Raw genomic sequence first — 17,508 nt, forward strand, 5'->3', positions numbered from 1 at the left:
ATGATTCACTTGTCGAGCAGAATGCGCAACATGCGACGCAGCGGCTCGGCGGCGCCCCACAGCAGCTGATCGCCGACCGTGAAGGCCGACAGATACTCGCCGCCCATTGCCAGCTTGCGCAGGCGGCCGACCGGCACCGACAGCGTGCCCGTGACCTTCGCGGGCGACAGATCCTGCATCGACGCTTCGCGTTCGTTCGGCACAACCTTCACCCAGTCGTTGGCCGACGCGAGGATGCCGTTGATCTCGTCGAGCGGCACGTCCTTCTTCAGCTTGATCGTGAGCGCCTGGGAGTGGCAGCGCATCGCGCCGATACGTACGCACAGACCGTCGACGGGGATCGACCCCGGCTGGCCCATGGCCGGCTTGCCGAGAATCTTGTTCGTTTCTGCGCCGCCCTTCCACTCTTCCTTCGACATGCCGTTGCCGAGATCCTTGTCGATCCACGGAATCAGCGAACCGGCGAGCGGCACGCCGAACTGGCTGGTGGGCATGGCGTCGCTGTTCATGGTGGCGAGCACCTTGCGGTCGATGTCGAGAATCGCCGACGACGGGTTCGCCAGATCGGTCGCGACGGCCGCGTTCAGCGCGCCCATCTGCGAGAGCAACTCGCGCATGTTCTGCGCGCCCGCGCCCGAAGCGGCCTGGTAGGTCATGGCCGTCATCCAGTCGACGAGGTTTTCGCGGAACAGGCCGCCGAGCGCCATCAGCATCAGGCTGACCGTGCAGTTGCCGCCGACGAAGTCCTTCTGGCCCTTGACCAGCGCGTCCTTGATGACGTTCAGGTTGACCGGGTCGAGGATGATGACCGCGTCGTCCTTCATGCGCAGCGACGAGGCCGCGTCGATCCAGTAACCGGTCCAGCCTGCCGCACGCAGCTTCGGATACACGTCGTTCGTGTAGTCGCCGCCCTGGCAGGTGATGATGACGTCGCACTTCTTGAGCTCGTCGACGCTGTTTGCGTCCTTGAGCTTCGTCTCGTTTTTGGCGAACGACGGAGCCGCGCCGCCTGCGTTGCTGGTGCTGAAAAACACCGGTTCGATCAGGTCGAAATCACGTTCTTCCTGCATGCGCTGCATCAGCACGCTGCCGACCATGCCGCGCCAACCTACGAGACCTACGTTCATGACTAACCCTTGATTTGGACACTTCCCCGCTTCGCTCGCCCGGCGTGGCCGCGCGGGGAAGATGAGCGGGCACGACGAGCGATCAACGCGTGATGATCGTTTTCGTAATGGTTTTCGTGTTGATGGCGAGCGAAATCGCACGGGCCGTTTTATCGCCGTGGATGTTCGAAACAATCGTGATCGGGGAGATCTTCGCCATCGGAACAATATACACGAAACAGTTAAATTGCGCGGCAAAAACCGCACTTTCCGCTATGTAGCGCCCGCGTTTCGCCAGCGCGAAACACGGATGCAAAACACGGGCGCGAAATCATGCGAAAGCAAAAAAGGGCACGCCACCGAAGGCCTGCCCTTTCGTTCTGCTTTACAGCGCGGCGAGCACTGCGTCGCCCATTTCCACCGTGCCGACCTTCTTGCAGTCCGGCGTGACGATGTCGGCGGTGCGATAGCCCTGCTCCAGCACCTTCTTGACCGCGGCTTCGATGCGATCGGCCTGCTCTTCGCGGCCGAGCGAGTAACGCAGCATCATGGCGGCCGAGAGGATCGTGGCGAGCGGATTTGCAATGCCCTTGCCCGCGATGTCCGGCGCCGAACCGTGCGACGGCTCGTACAGACCCTTGTTGTTCTTGTCGAGCGAAGCCGAGGGCAGCATGCCGATCGAGCCCGTGAGCATGGCCGCTTCGTCCGAGAGGATGTCGCCGAACATGTTGCCCGTGACCACCACGTCGAACGCCTTCGGCGCCTTCACGAGTTGCATGGCCGCGTTGTCGACGTACATGTGCGAGAGCTCGACTTCCGGATATTCCTTCGAGACATCGATCATGATGTCCTTCCAGAACTGCGAAGTTTCGAGCACGTTGGCCTTGTCGACCGAGGTCAGCTTCTTCTGGCGCTTTTGCGCGGCCTGGAACGCGACGTGCGCGATGCGACGCACTTCGGGTTCCGAATAGCGCATCGTGTCGAAGCCTTCGCGGGCGCCCTTGAATAGACCATCCGGCGATTCGCGCAGACCGCGCGGCTGGCCGAAATAGATGTCGCCGTTCAGTTCGCGCACGATCAGGATGTCGAGGCCCGACACGATTTCCGGCTTGAGCGACGACGCACCCGTGAGTTGCGGATAGCAGATGGCGGGGCGGAAATTCGCGAACAGTTCGAGGTGCTTGCGCAGGCCGAGGATGGCTTGTTCCGGGCGCAGTGCGCGTTCGAGCGAGTCGTACTTCCAGTCGCCGACGGCGCCGAACAGGATCGCGTCAGCGGATTTCGCGAGCGCGAGCGTGGCTTCGGGCAGCGGATGGCCGCTCGCTTCGTAGCCCGCGCCGCCAACCGGCGCTTCTTCCAGCTCGAACTTTTCGCCGAGCGCGTTGAGGACCTTCACGGCTTCCTTGACGATCTCGGGGCCGATGCCGTCGCCCGGCAACACTGCAATCTTCATTTTTTGATTCCTCGGGGGTGGTTCGGGGTGGCCTGGTTGGGGGATGTTTTTTGCGGTTTCGCGTTGCCTTTTTTCGCGTTTCCTTGTTTTCTTGTCGGTCTGCCAGCGTCGCCCCTGTGCGGGGCGGCACCTACTTTTCTTTGCAGCCGCAAAGAAAAGTAGGCAAAAGAAAGCGGCTCACACCGCCAGTGTGACGCAGTCCACCTCGCACCTTCGCAGGTAGTGACTCCGGAGCATCCGTCACCCCGCACATTCCCACTCAGTGACAAAGGACTCATCCATCCCGCCTCGCGCTACGCGCTCAGCGGAAGGGTTCACCGAAAACCCTGGTGATCCACCGTTTTCGGTTATGCCCCGCGGCGCGCGGCGCGCCGCCGGAGGAATGAGCCCTTTGTCACTCTGTTGGGTGGCGAGTGATGCCGGATGCTCCGGAACCACTACCTGCAAAGGTGCGGGGTGGACGGCGTCACATTGGCGGTGTGAGCGGCTTTCTTTTGCCTACTTTTCTTTGCCGCGGCAAAGAAAAGTAGGTGCCGCCCCGCACAGGGGCAACGCTGGCAAACCGACAAGAAAACAAGGAAACGCGAAAAAAAGCGCCTACCTCAAAAAAACATCCCCACCAACCAAACCCACTTAAATAACGCGATTCTTAAGCCACGGCTGACGCACAAGCCGCTCGGCTTCGTACTGACGAATTTTGTCAGCATGCCGCAGCGTAAGCCCGATATCGTCAAACCCGTTCAACAGACAGTACCGACGAAACGCCGCCACTTCAAACGGATATTCCTTCGACCCATCGGTTGTACGCACAACCTGCTTATCCAGATCGACAGTCAACTGAAACCCATTAAACGCATAAGTTTCGTTGAACAGATGATCGACATCCGCTTCGCTCAAAACGATCGGCAGCAGCCCGTTCTTGAAGCAGTTGTTATAGAAAATGTCCGCAAAGCTAGGCGCAATGATCGCGCGAAAGCCGTACTGATCGAGCGCCCACGGCGCATGCTCGCGCGAGCTGCCGCAACCGAAGTTCTTGCGCGTCAGCAGCACCGAAGCGCCCTGATAACGCGGCTGATTCAGCACGAAATCCGGATTCAGCGGGCGCTTCGAATTGTCCTGCCCCGGCTCGCCATGATCCAGATAACGCCATTCGTCGAATGCGTTCGGCCCAAAGCCCGTGCGCTTGATCGACTTGAGAAACTGCTTCGGAATGATCGCGTCCGTGTCGACGTTCTCGCGATCGAGCGGCGCCACGACGCCGGTGTGTACGGTGAATTTTTCCATGATCGTGTTGCCTTAACCGAGCTTGCGAATGTCGACGAAATGACCTTCGATGGCAGCCGCCGCGGCCATCGCCGGGCTCACGAGGTGCGTGCGTCCGCCCGCGCCCTGACGGCCTTCGAAATTACGGTTCGAGGTGGACGCGCAACGCTCGCCCGGTTCCAGACGGTCCGCGTTCATCGCGAGACACATCGAGCAGCCCGGCTCGCGCCATTCGAAACCCGCTTCCGTGAACACCTTGTCGAGACCTTCGTGTTCGGCTTGCGCCTTCACGAGACCCGAACCCGGCACCACCATCGCGAGACGGATATTCGGCGCCACGCGGCGGCCGAGCTTCTTCACGACATACGCGGCCGAGCGCAGATCTTCGATACGCGCGTTCGTGCACGAGCCGATGAAAATCTTGTCCGGCTGGATCGACTCGATCGGCATGTTCGGCTCGAGCGCCATGTATTGCAGCGCGCGTTCCATCGCGTCGCGCTTGACCGGATCCTTCTCGCGCTCGGGGTCCGGCACGCGGCCGTCGACCGACGTGACCATTTCCGGCGAGGTGCCCCACGTGACCTGCGGGACGATGTCGGCCTCCGACAGTTCGACCACGCGGTCGAAATGCGCGCCTTCGTCGGAACGGAACGTCTTCCAGTATTCGACGGCCTGGTCCCACTCCACGCCCTGCGGCGAGAACGGACGGTTCTTCAGGTAGTCGACCGTGGTGTCGTCCACCGCGACCATGCCGGCGCGCGCGCCGCCTTCGATCGCCATGTTGCAGACGGTCATGCGGCCTTCCATCGTGAGACCGCGGATCATCGAGCCGCCGAACTCCATGGCGTAGCCCGTGCCGCCCGCCGTGCCGATCTTGCCGATGATGGCGAGCACGATGTCCTTCGCGGTGCAGCCGCGCGGCAGCGTGCCTTCGACCTTCACGAGCATGTTCTTGCTCTTCTTCTGCAAGAGCGTTTGCGTGGCCAGCACGTGCTCGACTTCCGACGTGCCGATGCCGTGCGCGAGCGCGCCGAACGCGCCGTGCGTAGACGTGTGCGAGTCGCCGCAGACGATCGTCATGCCCGGCAGCGTCGCGCCCTGTTCCGGACCGACGATGTGCACGATGCCCTGACGCTGGTCGGTCATCTTGAATTGCGTGATGCCGAAGGCGTCGCAATTCGAATCGAGCGTGTCGACCTGGAGCTTCGAAACCGGGTCGGCGATGCCGTGGCTGCGGTCCGTGGTGGGCACGTTGTGGTCGGAAACGGCCAGGTTCGCGCTGATGCGCCACACCGGGCGCTCATGCAGCTTCAGGCCTTCGAAAGCCTGCGGGCTGGTGACTTCGTGCAGCAGATGACGGTCGATGTAAAGGAGCGTCGTGCCGTCGTCTTCCGTGTGGACCACATGCGAGTCCCACAATTTGTCGTAGAGCGTCTTTGCCATGATATGCGGGGAGTTAGTGACTGCGGGGGCAATACTTTGTGAATCGATTATGCCACGCGAAAGCCGCACCCCGCATCGTCACGATTCAAAAAAAGCGATAAAAAACAGTGAGTTGGGTGGTAGTGGCGATACCTGTATCGCTGTTACCCGGCGTGGCGCGCACGGGAAATCCGTCGCGTTTCCGGCGCAATTTCCGTGTGCTTTTCGTGAGCACCGAAGCGGAAGCCTTTGTTTTTCCGATTGATTTCCGGCGGCCCCTCGCTCGCGCGGAAACGATGACGCGAGTGCAGCACGGCGACCGTGAGTGCCATATCAGGCACGTCGTTTGCGAGATGTGCGCCGCCGCACGATGCCCGGTTCTGTGGTTCCATCACACTGAAATAACGGTCACGTCGCGGCAGCACAGGCAATCATGGAGGCCTCATGCCACTTGCAACCCGTACCGCGTACAAGAAAACAAGCAGAACAAGCCTGATCCCGCGGCGGCAACCGCAGGCCAACCCGGACCACCGCCGGCGCGGCGCGCGCCACGCATCGCTCGCCGTGGCGGCCACGGTCTGCGCATTCGCGTTCACGCCGCGCGCTCACGCACAGACGCCTTCGCCGCTCGGCGAGTGGCAGTACTCGGCGGGGATCCCGCTCGAAAAGCTCTATCAGCCCGACCGGCCCGACTTCGAGGCCCGCCTCGGCGTGGGCGCGACCTTCGAGCCGCGCTACGACGGCTCGGACCGCTATCACATGATGGCCGGACCCAGCATCGACCTGCGCTACAAGGACACCCTGTTCGGTTCGACCGGCGAAGGCTTCGGCGTGAACTTTCTGCAAGGGCAGAACTGGCGCCTGAGCATCGCCGCCGCCTACGATCTCGGCCGGCGTGGCAACGACGATCCGACGCGTCTGAACGGCATGGGCAACATCAATCCGGCGCCGCTGATGAAGATCGCGGGCGAATACGTGATCTCGAAGGACTTCCCGCTGGTGTTCCGCGGCGCGTTCACGCGCAGCTTCGGCGGCTCCAACGGCTGGACCGCCGACTTCGGCGCCTACATGCCGCTGCCGGGCAGCAGCCAGCACTTCTACTGGTTCGCCGGCCCGTCGGTCACGTTCGCGGATTCGAACTACATGCAGAGCTGGTTCGGCGTGACGCCGCAGCAGTCGGCTGCGTCGGGCTACCGGCAGTACGACGCGAGTCCCGGCCTGAAATCGGCGGGCTTCGGCATCACGATGGTGTACTTCGTCAACAAGCACTGGTTCGTGAGCGCGGACGGCGCGATCAAGCGTCTGCTCGGCAGCGCCGCGCACAGCCCGATCATCCAGACGAAGACCGAAGGCGTCTGCGACGTGTCGATCAATTACCAGTTCTAGTGGGTTCCATCGCCTTCCGGCCTGGCGGCCGGCACACGCCCGCCGCCAGATCGGTCGGATCAGGTCTGTCTTACCCTTCCTTCTTGATCCGATTCTGAATATGCTGCGCGCGGCTCGGCGACGACGGATGCGAACTCAGCATCGAACTCTGCCCGCCGTCCATTTCCGCCAGCTTCTGGAAGGCCGTGACGAGGCCCGCGCGGTTCATGCCTTTCTTCTTGAGCAGGTCGAAGGAGTAGTCGTCGGCGGCGCTTTCCTGCGACTGCGAAAACTGCGCGTTGATGAACTTCTCGGTGAGGTCGCCGAGCTGCGACGTGCTCAACGCCGATGCCATCGAATTGCCCGTTGCGCCCGCCGCCGTGCGCGCCGCGCTCACGGTGTACGCCGTCTGCATGGCCTTCTTCGAGTGGCCGAGCGCGACGTGGCCCATCTCGTGGCCGATCACGCCGCGCAGTTCGTCGTCGCTCATCTTGTCCATCAGGCCGCTGTAGACGCGCACGCAGCCGTTGCCCATCGCCCACGCGTTGATGTCGCTCGTCTCGTAGACCTTGTAGTCAATTTTCTGGCCGTTCAGCGTCATGTCGCCGAAGCCGCTCATGACCTTCGTGAGACGCTTGCCGTAAGCGCTGCTCGACGCGGCCACCTTCGACTGCGCGTCGCTCGCCTTGCAGGCGTCGTTCGAAACCGCGACGATGTCGCTGTCCGACAGCGTGGCCGCCTTGAACAGCGTCGCGCCCGCCGACACCGCCGCGTTGGGGTCCAGACTTTGCAGCGACGAACAGGCGCTCAGCGCAACCGCGAGCCCGCACGCGAAGCCAATCTTGCCAAATGTCATTCTTGCCATCCTTTCACTGTTGTAAGGATCGACGAATCTAGCACTGCCCCTCTTTCCCATATTTGCGCGGTGCGGCGTTCAAGCGCTGCGCCTGGATCTTCGTCAATCCGGCGTCAGTCTGCGCGCCTGCTCGTCCGCTGACTGACGCAAACGGACACAGGCCGACGCAAACGGACGCAAACGGACACGCCTCATTCCTCGCTCATTCTTCAGGATTAAGCTAGACCGTTGAGCCCCTCGGGCTCGCCCTTCCCCGCTATCCGATTCGAGGCCAAAGGACCTGACCGCCATGCTCACGCCGATCCTCTCCGCCAGCTTTCTCGGCCAGCCCGCGTGGCTGTGGGTCGCCTTCATCGTGGTCGTGATCGTGCTGCTCGTGCTCGATCTCGGCGTGCTTCATCGCGACGATCACGAAATCGGCATCCGCGAAAGCCTGTGGCTCTCGCTCGGCTACATCACCGTCGGCGTGCTGTTCGGCGGCTTCGTGTGGTGGCAACTGGGCGCCGAGCCCGCGACCGAGTACCTGACCGGCTATCTGATCGAAAAATCGCTGTCGCTCGACAACGTCTTCGTGATCGCGTCGATCTTCGGCGCGCTCGCGGTGCCGCGCGTGTACCAGCATCGCGTGCTGTTCTGGGGCATCGTCGGCGTGCTGGTGCTGCGCGCGCTGATGGTCGGCCTCGGTGCCGCGCTGGTCGCGCGCTTCGAGTGGATGCTGCTCGTGTTCGGTCTCTTTCTCGCGATCACGGGCGTGAAGATGCTGTTCGGCTCGAAGGAAGAAGCGCACGTGGAAGACAGCCGCATCCTGCGCGTGATTCGCCGCGTGCTGCCGGTCGCGCCGCAACTCGAAGGCGGCGCGTTCGTGGTGCGGCGCGCGCATCCCGTCAGCGGCAAGCTCAAGCGCTACGCGACGCCGCTGCTCGTCGCGCTGCTGATGATCGAATTCGCCGATCTGATCTTCGCGGTCGACTCGATTCCCGCGATCTTTTCGATCACGACCGATCCGTTCATCGTCTATACGAGCAATATCTTCGCCGTGCTCGGTCTGCGCGCGCTGTTCTTCGCGCTCGCGGCGATGGCGCACCGTTTCTACTACCTCAAGCACGCGCTCGCGCTCGTGCTGGTGTTTATCGGCGCGAAGATCTTTCTGGTGCATTTCATCGGCAAGATGCCGGCGCTGGTGAGCCTCGGCGTGACGGCGGCGCTGCTCGCGGGCGGCGTGCTGCTGTCGCTGGTGAAGACGCGCGGCGGCGATGTGAACGCCGCGCGCTAGCGCTCTGAACGCGCCACAAACGGCGCCTCAAACGCGCTCCTCATTTTTCGCTCATTTTCGTCTGCGAGGATGAATTCCATCGGGGCCGCGCAGCGTGCTACGGCAAGGCTCAGGCGGCGCCCGATGGCCTGTCCATTCATCACGGAGCGCATCATGAAATGCCCGAACTGCCCTGACGTGACGCTTGCGATCTCGGAGCGTCAAGGCGTCGAACTCGACTATTGCCCGGAATGCCGCGGCGTCTGGCTCGACCGCGGGGAACTCGACAAGCTGCTCGACCGCACAGCCGCCGCGCAAACCACGCAGTCGCGCCCACTCGACGACGGCTACAGCGCGCAGCAAGGTTCGCATCATCGCGCGCATCGCGACGAGTACGCGCCGCGCCGCCGCAAATCGTGGCTCGGCGATCTGTTCGACTGAAAGCGCGACCGACGGCGCGCCCCGTTCAACCTCAAGGACATCTGACCATGCGAACCTACACCAGCAACAGCCCGCAGGCCGCGGGCCGGATCGTCGCCATCGCCCTGCTCGCCGATGGCCACCTCAGCAGCAGCGAACTGAGCGCCGTGCATCATGCGCGCATCGCGGAACGCCTCGGCCTCGAACCGGGCGAATTCGGCGCCATCCTGCAGGGGCTCTGCGAGGATCTGCTCGTGAGCGCGCACCTGAACTGGAGCGACGCGTGCAAGCTCGACTCCGACGTCATGCAGCACGTCCTGCGCGAGTTGCAGGACCCGGTCATGCGCGCCGAGGTGCTCAATCTGTGCCACGTCGCGGTCTATGCCGACCGTCACGTGGCCGATAGCGAAGCCGCCTTGCTCGCAGCGCTCTCGCGGGCCTGGCAGGCGCATCCGTGGCAGCGTCTGCTGGCGTCGTAAGCGCGCCCGTCCGCCTCCATCGTTTCGCGCGGGCGACGCGGCTTTCCCCCCGCGTCGCGCGCCTCGCGGCGAGTCGTCCGCTCGCCGCGTTTTTCTTCGCGTTTGCGTCAGACGCACACCGCCCAGCCGAGCCCGCGCACGTTGCGGATAACCGCATGACCGAATTTGCGCCGCACGCTGTAGATCACCGCGTCGACCGCGTTGCTCTCCACTTCCTCGCCCCAGCCGTAAAGCCGCTCCTCGATCTGCTGACGCGAGAGAATCGCGCCGGGGCGTTCGAGCAGCGCGAGCATGAGCGCATATTCGCGCGCGGAGAGATCGTCGCTCTGGCCGTCGAACGTGAGGCGGCGCGCATTCATGTCGAGCGTCACGCGCCCGCTGCCCATCGTCGATGACGCGAAACCCGACTTGCGCCGCACCACCGCGCGGATGCGCGCGAGCAGCTCCTTGCTCTCGAACGGCTTCACGAGATAGTCGTCGGCGCCGAGATCGAGCCCTTCCACGCGCGTATCCACATCGTCGCGCGCGGTGATGACGATGACCGGCGTCGTGTCGTTCGACTCGCGCAGCCCGCGCAGCACGTCCAGACCGCTCATGTCGCCGAGCCCGAGATCGAGCAGGATCGCCGTGTACGACCCGTCGCGAATGGCCGCGCGGCCGCTTTCGCCCGTGCGCACCCAGTCGACGCTATAGGTCGCGTCCTTGAGCGCGCGCAGCAGCGCGGGCCCGATCAGCAGATCGTCTTCGATCAGCAGAATCCGCATCGCCCCATTTCCTCAGTATGCCTGTCGATATGTGCTCGACCCGCGCCCTCACGCGAGCGGCAGCACGATGCGCGCGACGATGCCGGTCTGGCCGTCCGCGCGGTTCTCCAGCGTGACGCGCCCGCGATAACCGTGCGCGAGCGCCTGCGCGATCGCAAGCCCGAGGCCGCTGCCTTCGGCGTCGTTCGCGCCCGCGCGGAAAAAGCGGTCGAAGATGCGCGGCAAATCGGTTTCGGCGATGCCAGGCCCGTCGTCGAGCACCTCGATCGTCACGCTGCGCGCCTCGCGCCGCACCGAGACGTCCACGCGACCGCCCGCATGCACGTAGCGAATTGCGTTGTCGATCAGGTTACGCGTCAGCACGCGCAGATCGGCCTCGGTTGCGTGCACGCTCGCCTCATCGAGACGCTCGACGCCGAGATCGACGCCGCGCGCGTCGGCGAGCGGCAGCAGGTCGGCCAGCACCTCGGTCACGAGCGGCGCGAGCGCGACGTCCGCGAGCGCGCGCTGCGCCCCGCCGATCTCCGCGCGCGCGAGCCCGAGCAACTGCGAGACGAGCGCGCCCGTGCGCGCCACGCCGCGCCGCAGTTCGTCGAAGCGCTCGCGGTATTGATCGGGCGGCGCGTCGTGCAGATTGTCGATCTGCAACTGCATCGCGGAAATGGGCGAGCGCAATTCGTGCGCGGCATCGGCGATGAACTTGCGCTCCGTGTTCACGAGTAGCGCGAGGCGCTCGATCATGCGGTTGATCGACTCGATGAACGGCCGCAGCTCGACGGGCGCTTTCGCCACGTCGAGCGGCTTCAGTTCGCGCAGATCGTGCAGATCGACCTGCGCCGCGCGACGCCCGACGCGTTCGAGCGGACGCAGCGACAGGCGCACCGTCACCGCAATGGTGAGCGCGAGCAGCGGCAGCAGCGCGAGCACCGGCAACAGGCTCCAGAACGCCACGCGCAGCGCGTTGCGATTGCGCATGCTGCGCGATTCGGCCACCTGGATGTGTTCGTCGCCGGCGGCGAGCGCGAAGACGTCCCACGTCTCGCCGTCGTAGTCGATCGATGAAAAACCGGCCTGCGCGCGCGGCAACGCGATATCGGCATCGCTCGTGCGGCTCGGCGCGGCGGCGTCGCTCGCCGACCAGATCTGCACCACGAAATCGTCCGACGGACGGCGCTCGCCGTTCGCTGTGGCCGCGTGGTGGCGCTGCGGCGGTGCGCCCGCCTGCACGTGCGCGGCGGCGTCGCGCAGGCTCGTGCTGAACTCGCTCGCAAGGCTGCGCACCACGAGGAAGGTGCCGAGCGCGCCGAGCAGGCCCACGACGATCGCGAGCGTGCCGATGGCGATGCTCAGACGGCGATGCAGGGAATTCGCGGCGAAGAACATGGAGCGGCTCGGCGATCTGGACGATGCGGGCGATCGTGGCAGAAAAGGGGGACGCGTCCATGATAAAGGATTCGCGGGGTGCGGCCGTGCGCGGATGAACGGCGGCAAGCGGATCGTCACGGCACACGCGAGCGCCGCGCGACGGTGCTAGATTCGTCTCACGCAGTGCCCGCGCAGTGCGTCCGCATTACGTCATTCGAGACACGACAGGAGACGATCATGAGCGACACCTCGCAACGCCCGGCCTTCGGCAGCGCGATCTATTACCGCGACCCGCGCGCCGCGCTCGCCTGGCTGGAGAAAGCGTTCGGCTTCACGACGCAGTTCGTCGTCACCACGCCGGACGGCAAAGTCTGCCACTCGGAAATGCGCTTCGAGGATGGCTACATCATGGTCTGCGGCGAGTGGCCGGGCATGCCCTCGACGAGCCCCGCCGCCGTCGGCGGCAAGAACACGCAGTCGGTGCACGTGCAGCTCGGGCGCGGACTCGACGCGCATTGCGAACGCGCGCGCGCCGCCGGCGCGACGATCGTGCGCGAGCCCGAGGACCAGTTCTACGGCGACCGCGTCTACGCGGCCTGCGACCCGGAAGGCCACGTGTGGAGCTTCGGCGAAACGGTGCGCCAGGTTTCGCGCGAAGAAGCCGAACAGGCGAGCGGCCTGAAGATCGACGGCTGGATTTGAGGGCGGACCAGGGCGGATCTCGAAGTCGAGGCCCGAAAAAGAAAACGCCCCGCCGGGACAAACCCGGCGGGGCGTTTTTCGCTTGCCGCACGACGCGCCGCAAAGGCACGCCGTACGAACAGGCGATGATGCTTAGCGTTGCGAGATCGGCTTCGCTTCGCGCGGCGTGTTGCCGATGAACAGCTGACGCGGACGGCCAATCTTCTGTTCGGGGTCGGCGATCATTTCGTTCCACTGGGCGATCCAGCCCACCGTACGTGCCATCGCGAAGATACACGTGAACATCGACGTCGGGATGCCCAGCGCGCGCTGAACGATGCCCGAGTAGAAGTCGACGTTCGGGTAGAGCTTGCGCGACACGAAGTATTCGTCTTCGAGTGCGATCTTTTCGAGCGCCATCGCGAGCTTGAACAGCGGATCGTCGTGCAGGCCCAGTTCTTCGAGCACTTCGTGGCACGTTTCGCGCATCAGCTTCGCACGCGGATCGTAGTTCTTGTACACGCGGTGACCGAAGCCCATGAGCTTCACGCCCGAGTTCTTGTCCTTCACCTGCTTGATGAATTCGGGGATGTTTTCCACCGAACCGATTTCCTCAAGCATGTTCAGTGCGGCTTCGTTCGCACCGCCGTGCGCCGGGCCCCACAGACACGCGATACCGGCCGCGATACACGCGAACGGGTTCGCGCCCGACGAACCCGCCAGACGGACCGTCGAGGTCGAGGCGTTCTGTTCGTGATCGGCGTGCAGGATCAGGATACGGTCGAGCGCGCGCACGAGCACGTCGTTGACCTTGTACTCTTCGCACGGGTTCGAGAACATCATGCGCATGAAGTTCGCGCTGTACGACAGATCGTTCTGCGGGTACACGAACGGCTGACCGATCGAGTACTTGTACGCCATGGCGACCAGCGTCGGCAGCTTCGCGATCATGCGGATTGCCGACACTTCGCGATGCTTCGCGTTATTGATGTCGAGCGAATCGTGATAGAACGCCGACAGTGCGCCGACAGCCGCGACCAGAATGGCCATCGGGTGCGCGTCGCGACGGAAGCCACGGAAGAAGAACTGCATCTGCTCGTGAACCATCGTGTGCTGCGTGACGGTCTTCACGAACTCGTCCTTCTGCGCCTGGTTCGGCAGTTCGCCCTTGAGCAGCAGATAGCAGGATTCGAGGAAGTCGGCGTTTTGCGCGAGGTTGTCGATCGGGTAGCCGCGATACAGCAGCTCGCCCTTGTCCCCGTCGATATACGTGATCGCCGAGTTGCACGATGCCGTCGACATGAAGCCCGGGTCATACGTGAACTTGCCGGTCTGACCGTACAGTTTGCGGATGTCGATCACATCCGGGCCCATGGTGCCCTTGTAGATCGGCAGTTCGACGCTCGGCGAATTGTCGCTGAACGATAGCGTGGCTTTTACATCAGACGGGGTCATAGCACATCCTCAATCGAAGATAAACACAGGATTCGATAGTTTGCACGTCCGGCGCGGCGCCTCCTGGCGTCACCGCGTCTCAGACGTTGCGAAGCAGCTCCAGCACCCGCTTCACGTCCGGGTCGGCAAGGTCGCCTTCTGGTTCCTTGCGCGCGAGCAGCAAGTCCATCAGGTCGTTATCGCTCAGCTCGAGCAGGCGCGTAAGAGCGCCCACGTCGGCGTCGCTGAGGTCATGCTCGTAGCGGTCGAAAAATCGCTCGAAAATAATGTCGTTTTCGAGCATACCGCGCCGCGCGCGCCAGCGAAGGCGCGCGCGGCGATGAGGGTCAGACTGGTGCGAGTCCATACGTTCTCGCCGTGGTCAAACCGCGCGGCGGACCATCAGTTCCTTGATCTTGCCGATCGCCTTCGTCGGGTTCAGGCCCTTCGGGCAGACGTCGACGCAGTTCATGATCGTATGGCAACGGAACAGACGGTACGGATCTTCGAGGTTATCGAGACGCTCGCCGGTGGCTTCGTCGCGGCTGTCCGCGATGAAGCGGTAAGCCTGCAGCAGGCCGGCCGGGCCGACGAACTTGTCCGGATTCCACCAGAAGCTCGGGCACGACGTCGAGCAGCTCGCGCACAGAATACACTCGTACACACCGTCGAGTTCGTCACGCTGCTCGGGCGACTGCAGACGCTCTTTCTCGGGCGGCGGCGTGTCGTTGATCAGGTACGGCTTGATCGAGTGGTACTGGTTGAAGAAGTGCGTCATGTCGACGATCAGGTCGCGCACGACGGGCAGGCCCGGCAGCGGGCGCAGCACGATCTTCGCCGGCAGGTCGTTCAGGTTCGTGAGGCACGCCAGACCGTTCTTGCCGTTGATGTTCATCGCGTCCGAACCGCACACGCCTTCGCGGCACGAACGGCGGAACGACAGCGTTTCGTCGACTTCCTTGAGCTTCACCAGCGCGTCGAGCAGCATGCGCTCGTGCGTGAGTTCCAGCTCGTACGTCTGCATGCGCGGCGCCGAATCCTTGTCCGGATCGTAGCGGTAGACTTCAAAAATACGTTTGGCCATTTCCCAATTCCTTTTGACTGGCGTGTGCCTTAGAACGTACGCGCCTTCGGCGGCACGGACTCGACGGTCAGCGGCTTCATGTGAACCGGCTTGTAGTCAAGACGGTTGCCTTCGCTGAACCACAGCGTATGGCGCAGCCAGTTTTCGTCGTCGCGGTGTTCGTAATCGCTGTGTGCGTGCGCGCCACGGCTTTCCTTACGGGCTTCAGCCGAGACCATCGTTGCCTGCGCAACTTCCACGAGGTTCGCCACTTCGAGCGCTTCGACGCGCGCGGTGTTGAACACCTTCGACTTGTCCTTCAGGTGAATGTGCTTCGCCTGTTCCGTGACCTGCGCGATGTCCTTGACACCTTCGGCCAGCAGCGCCGAGGTACGGAACACGCCAGCGTGCTTCTGCATCGAGCCGCGGATTTCGTTCGCGACGCTCTGGGCGTATTCGCCCGAGGTCGAGTTGTCGAGCTTGGCGAGGCGAGCGAGCGAGAAGTCGGCGGCGTCGGCCGGCAGCGGCTTGTGCTCCTTGAGCTCCTTCACGTGCTTGACGATGTGGTTGCCGGCAGCACGGCCGAACACCACGAGGTCGAGCAGCGAGTTCGTGCCCAGACGGTTCGCGCCGTGCACCGAGACGCACGAGCATTCGCCGACGGCGTAGAAGCCGTTGACGACTTCTTCGTGGCCCTTCGGCGTGCCAACGACCTGACCGTTGATGTTCGTGGGGATACCGCCCATCTGGTAGTGAATCGTCGGAACGACCGGGATCGGTTCCTTGATGCAGTCGACGTTCGCGAACTTCAGCGCGATTTCGCGGATCGACGGCAGACGCTTCAGGATGGTCTCGGCGCCGATGTGCGACAGGTCGAGCAGCACGTGATCCTTGTGCGCGCCCACACCGCGGCCTTCCTTGATTTCCTGGTCCATCGAACGCGAAACAAAGTCACGCGGCGCGAGATCCTTCAGCGTCGGCGCATAGCGTTCCATGAAACGTTCGCCATTCGAATTACGCAGAATGCCGCCTTCGCCGCGCACGCCTTCGGTAATCAGCACGCCCGCGCCGGCCACGCCGGTCGGGTGGAATTGCCAGAATTCCATGTCCTGCAGCGCGATGCCCGAACGTGCGGCCATGCCCAGGCCGTCGCCCGTGTTGATGAACGCGTTCGTCGATGCCTGGAAGATGCGGCCCGCGCCGCCCGTGGCGAACAGCGTGGTCTTGCCTTCGAGAATGTAGACGTCGCCCGTTTCCATTTCGAGCGCGGTCACGCCCAGCACGTCGCCTTCGGCGTCGCGGATCAGATCCAGCGCCATCCATTCGACGAAGAACGTGGTCTTCGCGGCGACGTTCTGCTGATACAGCGTGTGCAGCAGCGCGTGGCCGGTACGGTCCGCGGCCGCGCAGGCGCGCTGCACCGGCTTTTCGCCGTAGTTGGCGGTGTGGCCGCCAAACGGGCGCTGGTAAATCGTGCCGTCGGCGTTACGGTCGAACGGCATGCCCATGTGTTCGAGTTCGTAGACGGCGTTCGGTGCTTCGCGGCACATGAACTCGATCGCGTCCTGGTCGCCGAGCCAGTCGGAGCCCTTGATCGTGTCGTAGAAGTGGTAGTGCCAGTTGTCTTCGCTCATGTTGCCGAGCGAGGCGCCGATGCCGCCCTGGGCCGCGACCGTGTGCGAGCGCGTCGGGAACACCTTCGAGAGCACGCAGACGGACAGACCGGCGCGCGCCAGTTGCAGCGAAGCGCGCATCCCCGAGCCGCCCGCGCCGACGATAACCACGTCGAACTTGCGACGCGGCAGAGAATTCTTGATTGCAGCCATGCTTTTACACTCTCCAGAGAATCTGCGCGGCGTAGCCGAGGCTGCCCAGCAGCCAGGCGATCGTCAGCACGTCCAGCGCGATGCGCAGGCCGACGGGCTTGATGTAGTCCATCCAGATGTCGCGCACGCCGATCCAGGCGTGATAGAACAGCGCGAGCAGCGTGACGAACGTCGCGAGCTTCATCCATTGGGCGGAGAAAATCGACGCCCAGCCGTCGTACGAAAAGTCGTGTGCGCCAAAGAAGAGGACGAGCAGCACGACGGTGTAGATCGCCATGATGACGGCGGTGGCGCGCTGGGCGATCCAGTCACGCAGGCCGTAATGAGCGCCGACGACGAGGCGCTTCGGACCGATACCGTTTTTAGCCGACATTCTTAAAACGCTCCGAAGAGTTTTGCCGCGAAGGCGATCGTGAGGATCGTGGAGATGACGACGACGACGAGCGAGGTCGACTTGCCCTTTTCTTTGGCCGCGAGGTCATGGTTGAAGTCCATGAACAGGTGGCGCACGCCGGCGCAGAAGTGAAAGAGGAAGGCCCAGCCGAGCACGAGCACGACGAGCTTGACGATGATGTTCGAGAGGAAGCCCTTGAAGACCTCGAAGCTGAGTTCGGAGGTAAGGCTCTGGTCAAACAGGAACAGGATGAAAGGGAGGAACAGGAATAGAAGTGCACCGCTCACGCGGTGACCGATCGATACGCGACCGGCCAACGGCAGGCGGTATGCGAACAATATCTGCCCAATCCCGATGTTCCGGTA

19 protein-coding genes are annotated in these 17,508 nt (G+C 63.5%); 5 read left to right on the forward strand and 14 right to left on the reverse strand.

Annotation, left to right across the window (positions count from 1 at the left end):
• Positions 1 to 5: 5 nt before the first annotated feature.
• From asd to BMY06_RS39545, 5 genes are all read right to left on the reverse strand, one after another.
• Positions 6 to 1,127, reverse strand: coding sequence for an aspartate-semialdehyde dehydrogenase (gene asd, locus BMY06_RS08760; RefSeq protein WP_065060008.1), 1,122 nt, complete (start codon positions 1,125 to 1,127; stop codon positions 6 to 8).
• A gap of 364 nt (positions 1,128 to 1,491) precedes the next feature.
• Entirely contained in the window at positions 1,492 to 2,559 is a 1,068-nt protein-coding gene (gene leuB, locus BMY06_RS08770) for a 3-isopropylmalate dehydrogenase (protein WP_065060010.1), read from the reverse strand.
• 633 nt (positions 2,560 to 3,192) lie between these two features.
• Positions 3,193 to 3,843, reverse strand: a complete 651-nt coding sequence (gene leuD, locus BMY06_RS08775; RefSeq protein WP_065060011.1) for a 3-isopropylmalate dehydratase small subunit — start codon at positions 3,841 to 3,843, stop codon at positions 3,193 to 3,195.
• 12 nt (positions 3,844 to 3,855) lie between these two features.
• Entirely contained in the window at positions 3,856 to 5,265 is a 1,410-nt protein-coding gene (gene leuC / locus BMY06_RS08780; protein WP_065060012.1) for a 3-isopropylmalate dehydratase large subunit, read from the reverse strand.
• 143 nt (positions 5,266 to 5,408) lie between these two features.
• Complete coding sequence (locus BMY06_RS39545) at positions 5,409 to 5,576, reverse strand: hypothetical protein (protein ID WP_156773744.1); 168 nt, start codon at positions 5,574 to 5,576, stop codon at positions 5,409 to 5,411.
• Between the two features lie 112 nt (positions 5,577 to 5,688).
• On the opposite strand from BMY06_RS39545, the gene BMY06_RS08785 reads away from it, so the two are divergent.
• Positions 5,689 to 6,630: a MipA/OmpV family protein gene (locus BMY06_RS08785; protein WP_080180226.1), complete on the forward strand. Its 942-nt coding sequence runs from the start codon at positions 5,689 to 5,691 to the stop codon at positions 6,628 to 6,630.
• Between the two features lie 70 nt (positions 6,631 to 6,700).
• Here the strand turns inward: BMY06_RS08785 and loiP are convergent, their stop codons facing one another.
• Entirely contained in the window at positions 6,701 to 7,465 is a 765-nt protein-coding gene (loiP, locus tag BMY06_RS08790) for a metalloprotease LoiP (protein WP_065060013.1), read from the reverse strand.
• A gap of 289 nt (positions 7,466 to 7,754) precedes the next feature.
• Between loiP and BMY06_RS08795 the strand changes: the two genes are divergently transcribed.
• The 3 genes from BMY06_RS08795 to BMY06_RS08805 all read left to right on the forward strand — a co-directional run bounded on the left by BMY06_RS08795 (position 7,755) and on the right by BMY06_RS08805 (position 9,616).
• Positions 7,755 to 8,738: a TerC family protein gene (locus tag BMY06_RS08795; RefSeq protein ID WP_065060014.1), complete on the forward strand. Its 984-nt coding sequence runs from the start codon at positions 7,755 to 7,757 to the stop codon at positions 8,736 to 8,738.
• Between the two features lie 153 nt (positions 8,739 to 8,891).
• Complete coding sequence (locus tag BMY06_RS08800; RefSeq protein ID WP_065060015.1) at positions 8,892 to 9,158, forward strand: TFIIB-type zinc ribbon-containing protein; 267 nt, start codon at positions 8,892 to 8,894, stop codon at positions 9,156 to 9,158.
• Positions 9,159 to 9,205: 47 nt separating this feature from the next.
• The gene (locus BMY06_RS08805) at positions 9,206 to 9,616 is read left to right on the forward strand and encodes a tellurite resistance TerB family protein (RefSeq protein ID WP_065060016.1); all 411 of its coding nucleotides are present in this window, start codon (positions 9,206 to 9,208) and stop codon (positions 9,614 to 9,616) included.
• A 107-nt stretch (positions 9,617 to 9,723) separates the two neighbouring features.
• Here BMY06_RS08805 and BMY06_RS08810 read toward each other — a convergent pair whose 3' ends face one another.
• Complete coding sequence (locus BMY06_RS08810; RefSeq protein ID WP_065060017.1) at positions 9,724 to 10,380, reverse strand: response regulator transcription factor; 657 nt, start codon at positions 10,378 to 10,380, stop codon at positions 9,724 to 9,726.
• Positions 10,381 to 10,428: 48 nt separating this feature from the next.
• Complete coding sequence (locus BMY06_RS08815) at positions 10,429 to 11,763, reverse strand: sensor histidine kinase (RefSeq protein ID WP_074982632.1); 1,335 nt, start codon at positions 11,761 to 11,763, stop codon at positions 10,429 to 10,431.
• Between the two features lie 219 nt (positions 11,764 to 11,982).
• On the opposite strand from BMY06_RS08815, the gene BMY06_RS08820 reads away from it, so the two are divergent.
• Positions 11,983 to 12,447: a VOC family protein gene (locus BMY06_RS08820; RefSeq protein WP_074982634.1), complete on the forward strand. Its 465-nt coding sequence runs from the start codon at positions 11,983 to 11,985 to the stop codon at positions 12,445 to 12,447.
• Between the two features lie 132 nt (positions 12,448 to 12,579).
• Here BMY06_RS08820 and gltA read toward each other — a convergent pair whose 3' ends face one another.
• The 6 genes from gltA to sdhC all read right to left on the reverse strand — a co-directional run.
• On the reverse strand, positions 12,580 to 13,881 hold the full coding sequence (gene gltA, locus BMY06_RS08825) for a citrate synthase (protein ID WP_065060020.1): 1,302 nt from the start codon (positions 13,879 to 13,881) through the stop codon (positions 12,580 to 12,582).
• A gap of 79 nt (positions 13,882 to 13,960) precedes the next feature.
• Positions 13,961 to 14,227 carry an FAD assembly factor SdhE gene (locus tag BMY06_RS08830; RefSeq protein ID WP_065060021.1) on the reverse strand — a complete coding sequence of 89 codons (267 nt, stop codon included), beginning with the start codon at positions 14,225 to 14,227 and terminating at the stop codon, positions 13,961 to 13,963.
• 15 nt (positions 14,228 to 14,242) lie between these two features.
• Positions 14,243 to 14,944 (reverse strand): succinate dehydrogenase iron-sulfur subunit, encoded by a 702-nt coding sequence (locus BMY06_RS08835; RefSeq protein WP_065060022.1) that lies wholly within the window; start codon positions 14,942 to 14,944, stop codon positions 14,243 to 14,245.
• A 29-nt stretch (positions 14,945 to 14,973) separates the two neighbouring features.
• Positions 14,974 to 16,749, reverse strand: coding sequence for a succinate dehydrogenase flavoprotein subunit (sdhA, locus tag BMY06_RS08840; RefSeq protein ID WP_074982636.1), 1,776 nt, complete (start codon positions 16,747 to 16,749; stop codon positions 14,974 to 14,976).
• A 4-nt stretch (positions 16,750 to 16,753) separates the two neighbouring features.
• Positions 16,754 to 17,122: a succinate dehydrogenase, hydrophobic membrane anchor protein gene (gene sdhD / locus BMY06_RS08845; RefSeq protein ID WP_065064678.1), complete on the reverse strand. Its 369-nt coding sequence runs from the start codon at positions 17,120 to 17,122 to the stop codon at positions 16,754 to 16,756.
• 2 nt (positions 17,123 to 17,124) lie between these two features.
• On the reverse strand, positions 17,125 to 17,508 hold a 384-nt coding region (sdhC, locus tag BMY06_RS08850), incomplete at its 5' end, for a succinate dehydrogenase, cytochrome b556 subunit (RefSeq protein WP_143064411.1).

The organism is Paraburkholderia tropica (genome assembly GCF_900109265.1).
Lineage (GTDB): Bacteria > Pseudomonadota > Gammaproteobacteria > Burkholderiales > Burkholderiaceae > Paraburkholderia > Paraburkholderia tropica.